Source organism: Variovorax sp. V15, assembly GCF_041154425.1.
GTDB classification, from domain to species: domain Bacteria; phylum Pseudomonadota; class Gammaproteobacteria; order Burkholderiales; family Burkholderiaceae_C; genus Variovorax; species Variovorax guangxiensis.
The window spans coordinates 925,863-940,403 of the sequence record NZ_AP028659.1; the positions used below are offsets into that span (position 1 = coordinate 925,863).

The 14,541-nt window shown below is 67.2% G+C and carries 14 protein-coding genes; 12 read left to right on the forward strand and 2 right to left on the reverse strand.

Translation table 11 applies throughout. The features are described from left to right. Window positions 1-56: 56 nt before the first annotated feature. The 10 genes from ACAM57_RS04465 (at window position 57) to ACAM57_RS04510 (ending at window position 10,498) form a co-directional block, all read left to right on the forward strand. Window positions 57-1,019: a LysR family transcriptional regulator gene (locus tag ACAM57_RS04465; protein WP_369660831.1), complete on the forward strand. Its 963-nt coding sequence runs from the start codon at window positions 57-59 to the stop codon at window positions 1,017-1,019. A gap of 254 nt (window positions 1,020-1,273) precedes the next feature. Continuing rightward, window positions 1,274-1,798: a hydroxyquinol 1,2-dioxygenase gene (locus ACAM57_RS04470; RefSeq protein WP_369660832.1), complete on the forward strand. Its 525-nt coding sequence runs from the start codon at window positions 1,274-1,276 to the stop codon at window positions 1,796-1,798. A 139-nt stretch (window positions 1,799-1,937) separates the two neighbouring features. Then, window positions 1,938-2,945 (forward strand): hydroxyquinol 1,2-dioxygenase, encoded by a 1,008-nt coding sequence (locus ACAM57_RS04475; RefSeq protein ID WP_126023548.1) that lies wholly within the window; start codon window positions 1,938-1,940, stop codon window positions 2,943-2,945. 157 nt (window positions 2,946-3,102) lie between these two features. Further along, a complete protein-coding gene (locus tag ACAM57_RS04480; RefSeq protein ID WP_369662393.1) occupies window positions 3,103-4,566 on the forward strand; it encodes an aldehyde dehydrogenase family protein in 1,464 nt (487 codons plus the stop codon). A gap of 50 nt (window positions 4,567-4,616) precedes the next feature. Continuing rightward, window positions 4,617-5,870, forward strand: a complete 1,254-nt coding sequence (locus ACAM57_RS04485) for an ABC transporter substrate-binding protein (protein ID WP_369660833.1) — start codon at window positions 4,617-4,619, stop codon at window positions 5,868-5,870. Window positions 5,871-5,883: 13 nt separating this feature from the next. Continuing rightward, the gene (locus ACAM57_RS04490) at window positions 5,884-6,603 is read left to right on the forward strand and encodes an ABC transporter ATP-binding protein (RefSeq protein WP_369660834.1); all 720 of its coding nucleotides are present in this window, start codon (window positions 5,884-5,886) and stop codon (window positions 6,601-6,603) included. A gap of 166 nt (window positions 6,604-6,769) precedes the next feature. Beyond that, a complete protein-coding gene (locus tag ACAM57_RS04495) occupies window positions 6,770-7,489 on the forward strand; it encodes an ABC transporter ATP-binding protein (protein WP_126025633.1) in 720 nt (239 codons plus the stop codon). Continuing rightward, window positions 7,482-8,345 carry a branched-chain amino acid ABC transporter permease gene (locus tag ACAM57_RS04500; protein WP_184640760.1) on the forward strand — a complete coding sequence of 288 codons (864 nt, stop codon included), beginning with the start codon at window positions 7,482-7,484 and terminating at the stop codon, window positions 8,343-8,345. Before ACAM57_RS04495 ends, ACAM57_RS04500 begins: the two co-directional genes overlap by 8 nt. Next, window positions 8,342-9,358, forward strand: a complete 1,017-nt coding sequence (locus ACAM57_RS04505) for a branched-chain amino acid ABC transporter permease (protein ID WP_126025631.1) — start codon at window positions 8,342-8,344, stop codon at window positions 9,356-9,358. The genes ACAM57_RS04500 and ACAM57_RS04505 overlap by 4 nt, the downstream gene beginning before the upstream one ends. A 126-nt stretch (window positions 9,359-9,484) precedes the next feature. Next, window positions 9,485-10,498, forward strand: a complete 1,014-nt coding sequence (locus tag ACAM57_RS04510) for a tripartite tricarboxylate transporter substrate binding protein (RefSeq protein ID WP_126025630.1) — start codon at window positions 9,485-9,487, stop codon at window positions 10,496-10,498. Window positions 10,499-10,528: 30 nt separating this feature from the next. Here ACAM57_RS04510 and ACAM57_RS04515 read toward each other — a convergent pair whose 3' ends face one another. Together ACAM57_RS04515 and ACAM57_RS04520 are read right to left on the reverse strand one after the other, a co-directional pair. Further along, window positions 10,529-12,001 carry an esterase-like activity of phytase family protein gene (locus tag ACAM57_RS04515; RefSeq protein WP_369660835.1) on the reverse strand — a complete coding sequence of 491 codons (1,473 nt, stop codon included), beginning with the start codon at window positions 11,999-12,001 and terminating at the stop codon, window positions 10,529-10,531. Between the two features lie 118 nt (window positions 12,002-12,119). Further along, window positions 12,120-12,905 (reverse strand): IclR family transcriptional regulator C-terminal domain-containing protein, encoded by a 786-nt coding sequence (locus tag ACAM57_RS04520; protein WP_126025628.1) that lies wholly within the window; start codon window positions 12,903-12,905, stop codon window positions 12,120-12,122. A gap of 138 nt (window positions 12,906-13,043) precedes the next feature. On the opposite strand from ACAM57_RS04520, the gene ACAM57_RS04525 reads away from it, so the two are divergent. Together ACAM57_RS04525 and ACAM57_RS04530 are read left to right on the forward strand one after the other, a co-directional pair. After that, the gene (locus ACAM57_RS04525; RefSeq protein WP_369660836.1) at window positions 13,044-13,745 is read left to right on the forward strand and encodes a 3-oxoacid CoA-transferase subunit A; all 702 of its coding nucleotides are present in this window, start codon (window positions 13,044-13,046) and stop codon (window positions 13,743-13,745) included. Beyond that, the gene (locus tag ACAM57_RS04530) at window positions 13,742-14,395 is read left to right on the forward strand and encodes a 3-oxoacid CoA-transferase subunit B (protein ID WP_126025627.1); all 654 of its coding nucleotides are present in this window, start codon (window positions 13,742-13,744) and stop codon (window positions 14,393-14,395) included. Before ACAM57_RS04525 ends, ACAM57_RS04530 begins: the two co-directional genes overlap by 4 nt. Window positions 14,396-14,541 lie beyond the last annotated feature (146 nt).

Here is a 14,541-nt window from a genome sequence, read left to right on the forward strand (position 1 = left end):
GCCCGCAACGCCGCCCGAAGCCCCCGCGCCGGGCGGCCCCGCAGTACAGTGCCGCCGTGGACCGCCTCCAAAGCATTGAAACTTTCGTTCGTGTCGCGCAGACCCAGAGCTTCGCCGAAGCCGCAAGGCAGCTGCGGGTGGCCAATTCGGTCGTCACCACGCGGGTCAAGCAGCTCGAGGAGTTCCTCGGCGTGCCGCTCTTCCATCGCAGCACGCGCGTGGTGCGGCTCAGCGACATGGGCCAGGCCTTCCTGCGCGACTGCACCGAGCTGGTGGCCCGCGCCGACAGCATCGTCGACCAGATGCGCGATGCGCGCGGTACGCCCTCTGGCACGTTGCGCGTGCATGCGCTGACCGGCATGGTGCTGGGACGCTTCGCCTCGCTGCTGCGCGAGTTCCAGTCGACCTACCCCGACATCCACCTGGAACTGATCGTGAGCGACGCGGTGGCCGACCCGGTAAAGGCGGGTGTCGACTGCGCGCTGCAGATCTTTCCCGCGGCCTCGCAGGAGTTGGTGGCCAGGCCGCTCTTCCCTGTGCGGCGGGTGCTGTGCGCCACGCCGGCGTACCTGAAGGCACACGGCACGCCGGCCACGCCGCGCGAACTGCACCGGCACAAGCTGGGCCTCTATTCGGGCTACCCCACGCGCGACCGCTGGACCTTCCACCACGGCGGCGAGCAGACCACCATCTACCTCGCCGCGGCGCTTCTGACCAACAGCGTGCACCTGCTGCGCGAATATGCGCTGGAGCATGCGGGCATCGTCTGCCTGCCCACGCTGGTGGCGGGTGACGCCATCGCGCGCGGCGAACTCAGCGTGGTGCTGGCCGAGCACCAGCTGTCGTCGTTCTCGCTGAGCGCGGTGTATGCCGGCACCTCGCGCAATGCGCTGAAGCTGCGCCTTTTCATCGAGCACATCGCCACCCGGTTCACGCGCGTTCCTCCGTGGGATGCGACGTTGATCGAGCGTGGCCTCATCCCGTCGGAGCTCATCGAGTTCAGCCGCACCAGCGGATGACCTAGGTACTCCCCCAGGCTTCGCGCACTTCGTGTCGCTGCGCCAACCCCCTCGCCGGGGGCGACGCCAGCGGCCCGGCGAAGCCGGTTCCGCGGCGTCTCGCGAACAAGTCCTATGACTCGCTCTTGGTGAGCAGGCCGAACCGGGGTAAACCCCAGCGATTATTCGGAAACTCCGAATAATCCTCTTCCAAACTGGTCCCTACCGGTGCCGCCGCATGGCTCCTAGAGTTCGCTCACCCAAGGAGACAAGCCATGACAGCCGCCAAATCCACCGCCACCTACAAGACCCGCTTCGGATCCCTCAAGCACTTCGAGAAGGGCCACGTCGAACCCATCGACGACGACGTGCGTCACTACGCCTTTTCCAACTGCTTCGAGATCGCGAGCCTCAGCAAGCCGTACGAGAAGGTCGTGTTCGGCCAGAACCAGATCTACGTGCTGGAGACGCTGCGCGCCGAAGGCGCCTCGCCCTGGTACACCTGCGCGCACGACGAGTTCGCGCTGGTGATGGACGGCGACGTCGAGGTGCACCTGGTGCAGCTCGACGAGAGCCAGGCGGTGGCCGACAAGGACAAGAACGGCGCCGTGCTCGTGAAGGGCGAGCCCAGGGGAAAGAAGATGGGCTGGATGAAGCTCTCGCGCGGCCACCAGGGGCTGCTGCCGAAGAACACCGCCTACCAGTTCCGCAATGCCGGCGAGCCGGGCGTGATCGTGCTGCAGAGCTGCAAGGGCGATCTCTCGATCGAGAAGTGGGCCGACATCTGCCAAGCACATTGACTCGACCCCAGGCTTAGCGCACTTCGTGTCGCTACGCCAACCCCCTACCGGGGGCAACACCTGCGGCCCGGCAAAGCCGGTTCCGCGGTGTTCCACGAAGGATGCAGGCCACCTGTTCAGACCAGACAAGGAAAACACCATGAACGCACCCGCAGAACTCGCCAAGGTGATCGCGTCGCAGCCCGACGCCACGCTCGGCTACAAGGACTTCTCGCTCGGCAGCTTCAGCTTCCGCCGCGACGAGTATTTCGTGCACATCGGCTGGAAGACCCGCGACGGCCGACCCATGAGCCACACCATGGACGCCGGCAGCTACCTGCGCGCGCTGATGCGCGACGTGGCGTGGGGCTTCTTCTACGGCTGGGTCAACTTCGATGACGTGTTCGGCACCGTCAACCACTACGAGTCGGTCGACCTGTACGCCGGCAGCTTCAACGGCACCATGAAGGAAGCGGGCATCGACCTGCTGGAGAACTTCCCGACCGCGCAGATCCGCGCCACCTTCGAGGCCATGCTCGACGACTGGACCAACGAGAGCTTCGACCCCTTCGCCGCGCCGCAGGAAACCGGCTCGCCCTATGGCCGCAAGAACGGCAACAACACCGCCAAGATCACCAGGGCGCGCGAGCTCGCCAAGCGTTGCGTGGGCCTGAAGGGCGACCTCGACCTGCGCAGCGACGAGCGCGGCGCGCCGGTCAACCGCGCTTTTGCCGACGTGCCGCAGGGCCAGCCCGAGCTGCACCCCGAGCCCGGCTTCGAGAACGAGGTGCACGCCTTCAATCTCTTCGGCTTCCTGAGCCGCTCGCAGGTCACCTGGAACCCGAGCTTCACCTCGGTGGTGAAGCACAGCTACATGTGCCCGACCACCGAGGAACACATCCTGCCGATCATCCATGGCAATGACCGCGTCGAGTGGTTCTTCCAGATGACCGACGAGATCCACTGGGACTGCGGCGACAAGAACACCGGCAGGCCCATGGCCCGCGTGATCATGAAGGCCGGCGACATGGCCGCCATGCCCGCCTACTGCCGCCACCAGGGCTTCAGCCCCAAGCGCTCGATGCTGCTGGTGTGGGAGAACGGCTCGCCCAGCCTGGTCTACGAGATCCAGAAGGGCGAGTCGCCGGAGATTCCGGTCCAGTTCTGAATGGCCCCCTCTCCCGCGAGCGGGAGAGGGCTGGGGTGAGGGTCGCCGCTGCGCCCTGAACGCCCCCTCACCCCGACCCTCTCCCCAAGGGGAGAGGGAGGAATGCAAAGACATGAACCCCAATGACATCGCCGCTTCGGCAGGCCTGCGCACGCCCATTCGCCGCCAGCTCTTCATCGACGGCCGCTTCGTCGACGCCGAGTCCGGCGAGACCCTTGCCACGCTGAACCCGCACGACAACACGCCCATCGTCGAGGTGGCACTCGCCGGCAAGGCCGACGTCGACAAGGCCGTGGCCGCCGCAAAGCGCGCCTTTCCCAAGTGGAGCCGCATGGCCGCCGCCGATCGCGGCCGCATCCTGCTGAAGCTGGCCGACCTCATCGAGGCCAATGCCGAGGAACTCGCGCGCCTGGAATCGCTGGACACCGGCCACCCGATCCGCGATTCGCGCCGCCTCGACGTGCCGCGCACCGCCGCGTGCTTCCGCTACTTCGGCGGCATGGCCGACAAGTTCCAGGGCGAGACCATCCCGGTGGAAGAGGGTTTCCTCAACTACACGCTGCGCGAGCCCGTCGGCATCGTCGGCCAGGTGGTGCCGTGGAACTTTCCGCTGATGTTCACCAGCTGGAAGATGGCGCCCGCGCTCGCGGCTGGCAACTGCATCGTGATGAAGCCGGCGGAGATCACGCCGCTGAGTTCGCTGCGCATCGCCGAGCTGATGGCCGAGGCCGGCCTGCCGCCCGGCGTGGTCAACATGCTGCCGGGGCTCGGCAGCGTGGCGGGCCAGTACATCGCCGAGCATCCGGAGATCGCCAAGATCGCCTTCACCGGCAGCACAGCCACCGGCCGGCGCATCGTGCAGGCCAGTGCGGGCAACCTGAAGAAGGTGCAGCTGGAGCTCGGCGGCAAGGGGCCGAACATCGTCTTCGAGGACGCGAACCTGCAGGCGGCCGTCAACGGCAGCGCATGGGCCATCTTCCACAACCAGGGGCAGGCCTGCATCGCGGGCTCGCGGCTGATGCTGCACGAGAAGATCGCCGATGCCTTCCTGGAGCAGTTCGTTCCGCTCGCCAAGTCGATCCGCCTGGGCAACCCGCTGGACGACGCGACCGAGATGGGCCCGCTCACCAGCGCGCAGCACCGCGAGCGCGTGCTGGGTTATGTCGACGTGGCGCTGGGCGAAGGCGGTGAGTTGCTGGCGGGCGGCAGGTCGCCCGGAGGCGACCTGGCCAAAGGCTGCTACGTGGAACCCACCGTGATGCGAGCGAAGTCGTACAAGGACCGCGTTGCGCAGGAAGAAGTCTTCGGCCCCTTCGTCACCGTGCTCACTTTCAAGTCGGACGAGGAGGCGATGCAGATCGCCAACGGCACCGACTACGGCCTGGGCAGCGGCCTGTGGACTCGCGACCTGCAGCGCGCCCATAAGGTGGCGCGCGACCTGCACGCCGGCATGGTCTGGATCAACAGCTACAAGCGCGTGAACCCCGGCTCGCCCTTCGGCGGCGTCGGCCAGAGCGGCTACGGCCGCGAGATGGGGTTCGACGCGATGCGCGAATACACGCAGGTCAAGAGCGTGTGGGTGAACGTCGACGCGCAGATACCGCCGCACTTCGCGCGCTGACCCCCTGAACCGGCGGCAAGAAGAACACGACAGAAGAAACGGAGACAGCCATGACATTCAATCGCAGACAGTTCACGCAGGCCACGGCCGCGCTGGTGGCATCGGGCGCGGCACCGCTGGTGTTCGCGGCCGACACGCTGAAGATCGGCTACGTGTCGCCGCAGACCGGCCCGCTCGCGCCCTTCGGCGAGGCCGACAAGTGGGTCATCGACCAGATGAAGGCGGCGTTCAAGGACGGCATCAGCGTCGGCGGAAAGAAGTACGCGGTGCAGATCGTGCTGAAGGACAGCCAGTCGAACCCCAACCGCGCGGGCGAGGTGGCGAACGACCTGATCCTGAAGGACAAGGTCGTGCTGGTGCTCACGGCCGGCACGCCCGAGACCGCCAATCCGGTGGGCGACGCCTGCGAACTCAACGAGGTGCCCTGCATCTCCAGCGTGGTGCCGTGGCAGCCGTGGTTCTTCGGCCGCAAGGGCGACCCGGCGAAAGGCTTCAACTGGACGTACCACATGTTCTGGGGCCTGGAGGACGTCATCGCCAATTTCACCAACGGCTGGAAGACGCTCGCCACCAACAAGAAGGTGGGTGGCCTGTTCCCGAACGACGGCGACGGCAACGCCTGGGGCGACAAGGAGCTGGGCTTTCCCAAGCCGCTCTCGCAGATGGGTTTCACGCTCACCGACCCGGGCCGCTTCCAGAACGGCACGCAGGACTTCAGCGCGCAGATCGCGGCCTTCAAGAGCGCGGGCGTGGAGATCGTCACGGGCGTGGTGATCCCGCCCGACGCCAAGACCTTCCTCACGCAGGCGCGGCAGCAGGGCTTCAAGCCCAAGGTCATCACGCTGGGCAAGGCGCTGCTGTTCCCCGGCGCGATCGAGGCGCTGGGCGACCTGGGCGACGGCCTCTCGACCGAGGTGTGGTGGAGCCCTTCGCACCCATTCACCTCGAGCCTCACGCAGCAGAGCGCGAAAGCGCTGGCCGAGGCCTACGAGGCCGGCACGAAGAAGCAGTGGACCCAGCCCATCGGCTTCGCGCACGCGCTCTTCGAAGTCGCGGCGAATGCGCTGGGCCGTGCGAAGTCGCTGAAGGCTTCGGACGTGCGCGACGCGGTGGCATCGACCGCGATCAACTCGGTGGTCGGGCCGGTGAAGTGGGGCGGGCAGGGGCCGTTCAAGAATGTCAGCAAGACGCCGCTGGTGCTCGGCCAGTGGGGCAGGGGCAGCAAGTACAAGGTGGAGCTGACCATCGTGAACAACGAGGCGGCGACCAGCATTCCCACCGGCGGCAAGCTGCGGCCGCTGTGAACCCGGGAACGCCATGACGCTGCTGGCACTGCATGCCGTGAGCAAGTCCTACGGCGCGCTCAAGGTCACCGACGACATCACGCTCGCGGTGGCCGAGGGCGAGACGCTGGGCATCCTCGGGCCGAACGGCGCGGGCAAGACCACGCTGTTCAACCTGATCTCGGGCGACGTGCGCGTGGACGCCGGGCGCGTGGAATACGCCGGCCGCGACGTGACGCGGCTGAAGCCGCACCAGCGCTGCCATGCCGGCATCGGCCGCAGCTACCAGGTGCCGCAGCCCTTCGGCAACATGAGCGTGTTCGAGAACCTCGTGACCGCCGCCTGCTTCGGCGGGCAGCAGGCGGAGCGCGAGGCCTGGGGCACTGCGCACGAGGTGCTGGAGCAGACGGGCCTGATGGCGCATGCGAATAAACCGGCGGGCGGCCTGACCCTGCTCGACCGCAAGCGGCTGGAGCTGGCGCGCGCGCTGGCGACGCGGCCCAAGCTGCTGCTGCTCGACGAGATCGCGGGCGGCCTCACGGAGCCCGAGGCCGCGGTGCTGGTCGGTGAGCTCAAGCGCATCAAGGCGCGCGGCGTGACGATGATCTGGATCGAGCATGTCGTGCATGCGCTGCTGTCGCTGGCGGACCGGTTGTTCGTCATCAACTTCGGGCAGAAGCTCGCCGAAGGCCTGCCGCGCGCGGTGATGAACGACCCCGAGGTGCGGCGCGTGTACATGGGGATGGAGGCATGAGCGCAATCGCCTGTCTTCGGACTTGTTCCCTCTCCCGCATGCGGGAGAGGGTTAGGGTGAGGGTGGCGGCGTTCGATGCATCGCGTGCCTTGCCATTGCCGCCGGCCCTCACCCCAACCCTCTCCCGCCAGCGGGAGAGGGAGCAAACACCGCGGGAGCAAAGACCATGAACACGCTGCTCACGACCCACGCCCTCAAGGCCTTCTACGGCGACGCCCAGGCCCTCTTCGGCATCGACTTCTCCCTGGAGCGCGGCGAGCTCGTCGCCATCATCGGCGCCAACGGCGCGGGCAAGTCGACCTTCCTCAAGAGCCTCACGGGCCTAGTGCGTGCGCCGCGTGATGCGATCCGCTTCAAGGGCGAGCCCATCGGCGGCCTGCCGCCGGGCGACATCGTGCGCCGCGGGCTCGCCATGGTTCCCGAGGGCCGCAGGCTCTTTCCGAGCCTCAGCGTCGAGGAGAACCTGCTGATGGGTGCCACGCCATCGCGCAAGGGGCCGTGGAACCTGCAGCGGCTGTACGCGCTCTTTCCCATCCTCGCCGAGAAGCGCAACCAGCCGGGCACTTCGCTTTCGGGCGGGCAGCAGCAGATGGTCGCGCTCGGCCGCGCGCTGATGAGCAACCCCGAGGTGCTGCTGTGCGACGAACTCTCGCTGGGCCTCGCGCCCATCGTCATCCGCGAGATCTATGCAGCGATGCCGGCCATCACCGCGGAAGGCATGACCGTCGTCATCGTCGAGCAGGACGTGACCATGGCGCGGCAGGTCTCGCAGCGCGTCTACTGCTTCCAGGAAGGCCGCGTATCGCTCGAAGGCCGTTCCGCCGACCTCACGCGCGAGCAGATCTCGCAGGCCTACTTCGGCATCGCGGAGGCGGCCCATGCTTGAGACCCTCGTCCAGGGCGCGCTGCTCGGCGGCCTCTACACGCTCTTCGCGCTGGGGCAGTCGCTGATGTTCGGCGTGATGCGGCTCACCAACACGGCGCAGGGCGACTTCATCATCCTCGGCGCGTTCGCGGTGATCGCGGGCATGTCGCTGACGGGCGGCGAGGCGCCATGGCTGGTCGCGCTCGCGGTGCTGCCGGTTGCCTTCGGCTTCGGCTACCTGCTGCAGCGCTACGTACTCAACGGCACGCTCGGAAAAGATCCGCTTCCCTCGCTGGTCGTCACCTTCGGCCTGTCGATCGTGATCCAGAACCTGCTGCTGGAGCTGTTCTCGGCCGACCCGCGCGCGATCGAGACCGGCGGCCTCAGCACGCAGGGCGTCGCGCTGGGCGAGGCGATGTCGGTGGGCGTGCTGCCGCTCGTCGTGCTGGCCGTGGCGCTGACCGCGACGGGCGCGCTGCAATGGCTCTTCGCGCGCACGGCGCTGGGGCGTTCGTTCCGCGCGGTGTCGGACGACCGCGAGATCGCGGAGCTCATGGGGCTGAACGCGAAGAAGGTCTACGCGCTCGCGACCGCCATCGCCTTCGTGCTCATCGCCATCGCCGGAGCACTGCAGGGCATGCGCACGACGGTGTCGCCTTCGGACGGGCCGCTGCTGCTGCTCTTCGCCTTCGAGGCGGTGATCATCGGCGGCATGGGCTCCTTCTGGGGCACGCTGGCGGGCGCGATGATCCTGGGCATCACGCAGCAGATCGGCTTCAGGCTCGACCCGGGCTGGGGCATCTGGTTCGGGCACATCGTGTTCCTCGTCGTGCTGGTGCTGCGGCCGCAGGGACTCTTTCCAAGGACGCGCGGATGACGAACATGCCTCCTCCCATCGTCGCGGTCGAACGTGCGACGGCCGCGAGCCGCGCGGCGCTGATCGCGGGCATCGCCATCGTTCTCGTCGCGGCGAGCCTGCCGTTGTGGGGCGAGTCGAGCTGGATGCGCGAGTTCGTCGAGATCGCCTGCTACTTCATCTTCGCGATGATGTGGAACCTGCTCGCCGGCTACGGCGGCATGGTGAGCATCGGGCAGCAGGCCTTCTTCGGCTTCGGCGGCTACGTGATGCTGATGCTGGGCAATTTCGCGGGCGTGAATCCCTTCGTGGCGATCCCGCTGGGGGCGCTGGCGGCGGGGTTGGTGGCGGTGCCGGTGTCCTTCGTCGCGTTCCGGCTCTCGGGCGGCTACTTCGCCATCGGCACCTGGGTCATCGCGGAGGTGTTCAGGCTGAGCTTCGCCAACGCGTCGGCGGTGGGCGGCGGCTCGGGCACCACGCTGACCGCGCTGCGCGGCATCGACAAGGCGATGCGCGAGAGCACGACCTACTGGATGGCGCTGGCCTGCGTGGTCGCGGCGGTTGCGCTGGTGTACCTGTTCCTGCGCAGCAAGCGCGGGCTGGCGCTGCTGGCGATACGCGACAACGAAGTGGCCGCGGAGTCGCAGGGCATACCTGTGGCGCGCATGAAGCTCGCGGTGTACGTGGTCGCGGCCTTCGGCGCGGGGCTCGCGGGCGCGCTGTACTTCGTGGGCAACCTGCGCATCAGCCCTGATGCGGCATTCAGCGTCAACTGGACGGCCTTCGCCATCTTCATGGTGGTGATCGGCGGCATCGGGCGCATCGAGGGGCCGCTGGTGGGGGCGCTCATCTTCTGGGCGCTGAACAAGTTCCTGAGCGACTACGGCACCTGGTACCTGCTGGGGCTCGGGCTGCTCGCGATCCTCGTCACGCTGTTCTTCAAGCAGGGGCTGTGGGGATATGCGCAGCAGCGCTGGGGCTGGTCGCTGTTCCCCACGCAGCGAAAACTGCTTGGCACATCGGCGGTGCGCTAGTACTTTCCTACACGAGAGACCCTGACGGGAAGGCACTTCGGACTTGCGAAAAACATCGTCGTCCTGTAACGTTGTGTAAACACAATGTAAGCACGTTCCCGTTCTTCTCACTCTCCTGGAGTCATCTTGACGATCACCAAACGCCGCCTGCTCGAAGGCGGCGCGGCAGCCATTGCCGCTTCGCTGCTTGCGAAGACTTCGTGGGCTCAGCAGCAACGCAACAACAGCGCCGGCGAGGCTTCCTGGCCGACCAAGCCCCTTCACATCCTCGTGGGCTTTCCCGCTGGCGCATCGCCCGACCTCGCGGCGCGCGCCATCGCGGAGCCGCTGTCGAAGATCCTGCGCCAGCCGGTGATCGTCGAGAACAAGCCCGGCGCCAGCGGCAACACCGTGGCCGACCAGGTGGCGAAGGCCACCGACGATCACACCGTCGGAGCGCTCATCAACGGCAACCTGACCATCGCGAAGCTGCTCAACCCCGCGCTGACCTTCGACCCCGAGAAAGACTTCGCGCCGGTCGGCCTGATCGGCACCGCGCCGCTGGTGCTGGCGGTGTCGGGCAGCGCCACGGGCAAGACATCGGCCGAGCAACTGCTGTGGGTGCGCAACCTCGGCAGCGGCGGCAAGTACGGCACGCCGGGCGTGGGCACGGTGGGCCACCTGGGCATGGAGCTCATCAAGAGCCGCGCGGCCATCACCGCGCAGCACAAGCCCTACACCGGCAATCCGCAGGTCATCGCGGGGCTGCTGGCCAACGAGATCCAGCTGGCGCTGCTGCCGCCGGGCCTCGCGCTGCCGCACATCAAATCGGGAAAGATCAAGGCCATCGGCGTGACCTCGCCCGAGCGCAGCCCGCTGGCGGGCGAGCTGCCCACCATCCGCGACGCCGACGTGCGCGGCGCCGACCTGGAAATCTGGACCGCGCTGGCCGCGCCCGCGAGCATGAAGCCCGCGGCCGTCGCCAAGCTCAACGCAGCGCTGGTCGAAGTCATCAGCTCGCCCGACGTGAGCCAGGCGCTGCTGAAGACCGGCTGGCAGGCCCAGCCCGGTTCGCCCGACACGCTGGCCAAGCGCATGCGCGCCGACACCACGCGCCTGGGCGGCGTGATCATCATGAAGGGCATCCACTCGGAGGGCTGATGCCCTCCGGATTCCGCACAGGGCTCGTCTTCAGGTCTTCGACGCGGCGCGCTTGAACAGCGGCTGCTCGAAGCGGATCGTGATGATCTCGGTGTCGTCCGGCTTGCCGGGCACGCGGCCGTCCTCGGTCGGGAAGTTGGTGTCGATGGCGACGGCGAGCGTGTAGTCGTCCACCACCTCGACGCTCTCGACCGAGTCGAAGGGCATGCTGAACTTGCCGTTCGCGACGTTGGCCAGCGGGCCGCCGATGTCGTCCGGGTCGGAGATGTTCAGCAGGTCGACCAGCAGCGTCTTCTTCAGCACGCCGTCGGCGTCCTTCACGTCCAGGTCGACCATGTAGAGGCGCTTGACCACGGCCTTCGAGCCGTAGAGGCTGTCGCGTTCGATCAGCACGAACCTGTTGCCGCCGATGTTGGCCATGTCGCCGATGACGATCTGGTTGTCCTTGGCGGGGCCGTCCTTCCTGTAGACCGGGTTCTTGCCGGTGTAGAGCATCGAGGCGGGGTCGAACTCGAAGAAGTTCAGGTAACGCTCGTCATCGGCCACCGGGCGCAGCGAGGCCAGCGAAGGCGCCGCTTCGGGCACCGCATAGAGGCGGGTCTTGTCGCCGTTGAAGGCGAGGCTTTCGAAGCCGCGGCTCGAAAGCGAAGTCACCGTGGCGCCTTCGTTCATCACCAGCGGGTTGGACGGGCTGCGCAGGAAGGGATGCGGCACCGGGTCGCCCATCAGCGTGCCGTCCTTGTCGAAGTGAAGGATGTAGGGGCCGAATTCCTCGCCCACGAAGTATGTGCCGTCCTTCGCGCGGGCGATCGACTCCACGTCGAGATCGAAGCCCGTCAGCAGGCGGCCGCTGACGATGCGCGGATCCACCGGCTTGCCGCTGTCGACGAGGTTGTTGCCCGAGACCGTCTGGTAGTTGGCGAAGTCGGCGGTGATCTTCAGGTCGACGCCCTTGCCGTCCTTCAGGAAGCCCTTGGAATCGTTGAAGGCGACGTGGCTGTTGACCTTCACGGTGCCGGGCACCGTCGTGCCGTTGGATGCGGTGCGGAAGTCGATGCTGACGTTGTAGAAGCCGACCACGAAGTCGCCGGAGTTGCTCTTGCTGCCGTAGCCGTTGTCGGGCATGGCGGTCCAGGTGCCGTCGTCGTTCCTCAGCAGTGCCGAGAAACCTGGAAGCGGCTGGCCGTCGACGAAGGGCGGCGTTACGCCGAGCGCGGCGGTGATGAACTGGCCGGTGGTCGGGCCGGGCTGGCGGAACGACGCGGGCAGCGAGGCCCAGCCGGTGAGCTTGTGCGGCAGTCCCGCGGAAGTATCCGGCGACGGCTGGGGAGCAGGGGCCGGGGCGGGCGCCGGAGCAGGCGAAGGAGCGGGTGTCCCCGCCACGGGCGGAAGGACGATGCCGCTTCCGCTGCCGCCACCCCCGCATGCGGCGAGGACTGCGGATGCGATGGCCGCGATTGCGATATGGCGCGGCAGGCTGAGCGAGATGAAGCGACTGGACACGATCGGGACCCTCCGGTGTTGTTGTGAGGGGTGCAATCTAGGAAGCCGATGTGACCTGTCCGTGAATGTCCTTTCGGCTTTTCCGTCGTTCGGTCCTGCCAGTGCGGATCTGCCTCGCTCAGAGCATCCGCGAGACCCGGTCCGCCGCTTCGCGCAGCGCGGGAAGCATGGTCTCCTGCATCGCCTTCGCGCTGGTGCGGTTCGCCTGGCCGCTGATGTTGAGTGCGGCCACCATGCGGCCCTGCCTGTCGACCACGGGTGCGGCCACCGAGATGAGGCCTTCCTCGAGTTCCTGGTTCACCAGGCACCACTGCTGCTTGCGCGCCTGCGCGACCTTGGCCATGAGCGCGTCGATGTCGGTCAGCGTGTGCTTGGTCAGCGCCTCGATGTTCGAGGCCTCGAGCCGCGCGCGCACCTCGTCGTCGTCGAGGTCGGCCAGCAGCAGCCGGCCCAGCGAGGTGCAGTAGGCCGGCAGGCGCGAGCCCACGCCCAGGTTGATGTGCATGATCTTCTTGGTCGGCACGCGCAGCACGTAGACGATGTCCGTCGCGTCGAGCACGGCGGCCGAGCAGGACTCCTGCACCTGCTGCACCAGCGCTTCCATCACCGGCTCGGCGCGGTTCCAGATCGGCATCGAGGACAGATACGCGAAGCCCAGGTCGAGGATGCGCGGAGTGAGCGTGAAGAGCTTGCCGTCGGTCACCACGTAGCCCAGCGTCTGCAGCGTGAGCAGGATGCGCCGCGCGCCCGCGCGCGTCAGCCCGCTGCCGGCGGCCACCTCGCTGAGCGTCTGGTGCGGTGCATTGGCGCTGAACGAGCGGATCACCTGCAGGCCCCGCGCGAAGGACTGCACGTAGCTGTCGCCGGGGGCCGGTGTTTCGGGTTGTGACGGGTGGGTTGCCATGGTTCGTCTTCCTCTCTAGAATTCATTATACGAACAAATGTTCTTTAGACGAACAAATCGGCAATTCGCAGAATCGGCCGGAGCGTTCAGGCAGGTTCTTTTCTTCGTTCTCTTTCTTCACTCCCGGAGACAGGCTTCATGATCAACAAGATCGCGCGCTCGGTCGCCGATGCCCTGGCTGGCATCCCCGACGGCGCCACGGTTCTCATCGGCGGTTTCGGCACCGCCGGCATTCCCAACGAACTCATCGAGGGCCTCGTCGAGCAGGGCGCCAAGGACCTCACCGTCGTCAACAACAACGCTGGCAACGGCGAGACCGGCCTCGCGGCGCTGCTCAAGGCCGGCCGGGTGCGCAAGATCATCTGCAGCTTCCCGCGCCAGGCCGACAGCCAGGTGTTCGACGGGCTCTACCGCAGCGGCAAGATCGAGCTCGAACTCGTGCCCCAGGGCAACCTTGCCGAGCGCATCCGCGCCGCCGGCGCCGGCATCGGCGCCTTCTTCTGCCCCACTGGCTACGGCACGCAGCTGGCGGGCAACCGCGAGACCCGCGAGATCGACGGCAAGCAGTACGTGCTCGAGTACCCCATCCACGGCGACGTGGCGCTCATCAAGGCCGAGCGCGGCGACCGCTGGGGCAACCTGGTCTACCGCAAGGCGGCGCGCAACTTCGGCCCGGTGATGGCCATGGCCGCGAAGAAGACCATCGCCACCGTGCACGACATCGCCGAGCTCGGCACCCTCGACCCCGAGACCATCGTCACCCCGGGAATCTTCGTGCACCAGGTGGTGCGCATCGAACGCGTCGCCACCCAGGCCGGCGGCTTCAAGAAGGCAGCATGACCATGAGCACGAACTACACCCGCCGCACCAAGGACCAGCTCGCCGCCCGCGTGGCGCAGGACATCTTCGACGGCGCCGTCGTCAACCTGGGCATCGGCCAGCCCACGCTGGTGGCCAACCACCTGCCCAAGGGCCGCGAAGTCATCCTGCAGAGCGAGAACGGCATCCTCGGCATGGGCCCCGCGCCCGAGGCCGGCGAGGAAGACTACGACCTCATCAACGCCGGCAAGCAGCCCGTCACGCTGCTGCCGGGCGGCTCCTTCTTCCACCACTCCGACAGCTTCGCGATGATGCGCGGCGGCCACCTCGACATCTGCGTGCTCGGCGCGTTCCAGGTGTCGGCCACCGGCGATCTCGCCAACTGGCACACCGGCGAGAAGGACGCCATTCCCGCCGTCGGCGGCGCGATGGACCTCGCCATCGGCGCCAAGCAGACCTGGGTCATGATGGACCTGCTCACCAAGCAGGGCGTGAGCAAGCTGGTCAAGGAATGCACCTATCCGCTGACCGGCATCGGCTGCGTCAAGCGCGTGTACTCCGACCTCGCCACGCTCGAATGCACCCCGCAGGGCCTGAAGCTCGTCGACCTGGTCGACGGCCTGAGCCGCGAGGAGCTCGAGAAGCTCGTGGGTCTGCCCATCGCCGCTTAAGGCGGACAGCCGAACGCAGAAGGAAGACAAAAACTACGCAGAAGTCGCAGAGAAGACCATGAAAGCCTTTTATGGTTTTCCTTCTGCGACCTTCGCGTAACCTTCGCGCCCTCTGCGTTCGGTACCCGAATTCAACTTTCCTCAAA

Bases quoted from the DNA above. Each gene is read 5' to 3' on its own strand.
- ACAM57_RS04495 (WP_126025633.1), top strand. From the start codon at position 6,770: ATGAACACGCTGCTCACGACCCACGCCCTCAAGGCCTTCTACGGCGAC.
- ACAM57_RS04475 (WP_126023548.1), top strand. From the start codon at position 1,938: ATGAACGCACCCGCAGAACTCGCCAAGGTGATCGCGTCGCAGCCCGAC.
- ACAM57_RS04470 (WP_369660832.1), top strand. From the start codon at position 1,274: ATGACAGCCGCCAAATCCACCGCCACCTACAAGACCCGCTTCGGATCC.
- ACAM57_RS04490 (WP_369660834.1), top strand. From the start codon at position 5,884: ATGACGCTGCTGGCACTGCATGCCGTGAGCAAGTCCTACGGCGCGCTC.
- ACAM57_RS04530 (WP_126025627.1), top strand. From the start codon at position 13,742: ATGACCATGAGCACGAACTACACCCGCCGCACCAAGGACCAGCTCGCC.
- ACAM57_RS04520 (WP_126025628.1), bottom strand. From the start codon at position 12,905: ATGGCAACCCACCCGTCACAACCCGAAACACCGGCCCCCGGCGACAGC.
- ACAM57_RS04500 (WP_184640760.1), top strand. From the start codon at position 7,482: ATGCTTGAGACCCTCGTCCAGGGCGCGCTGCTCGGCGGCCTCTACACG.
- ACAM57_RS04525 (WP_369660836.1), top strand. From the start codon at position 13,044: ATGATCAACAAGATCGCGCGCTCGGTCGCCGATGCCCTGGCTGGCATC.
- ACAM57_RS04505 (WP_126025631.1), top strand. From the start codon at position 8,342: ATGACGAACATGCCTCCTCCCATCGTCGCGGTCGAACGTGCGACGGCC.
- ACAM57_RS04485 (WP_369660833.1), top strand. From the start codon at position 4,617: ATGACATTCAATCGCAGACAGTTCACGCAGGCCACGGCCGCGCTGGTG.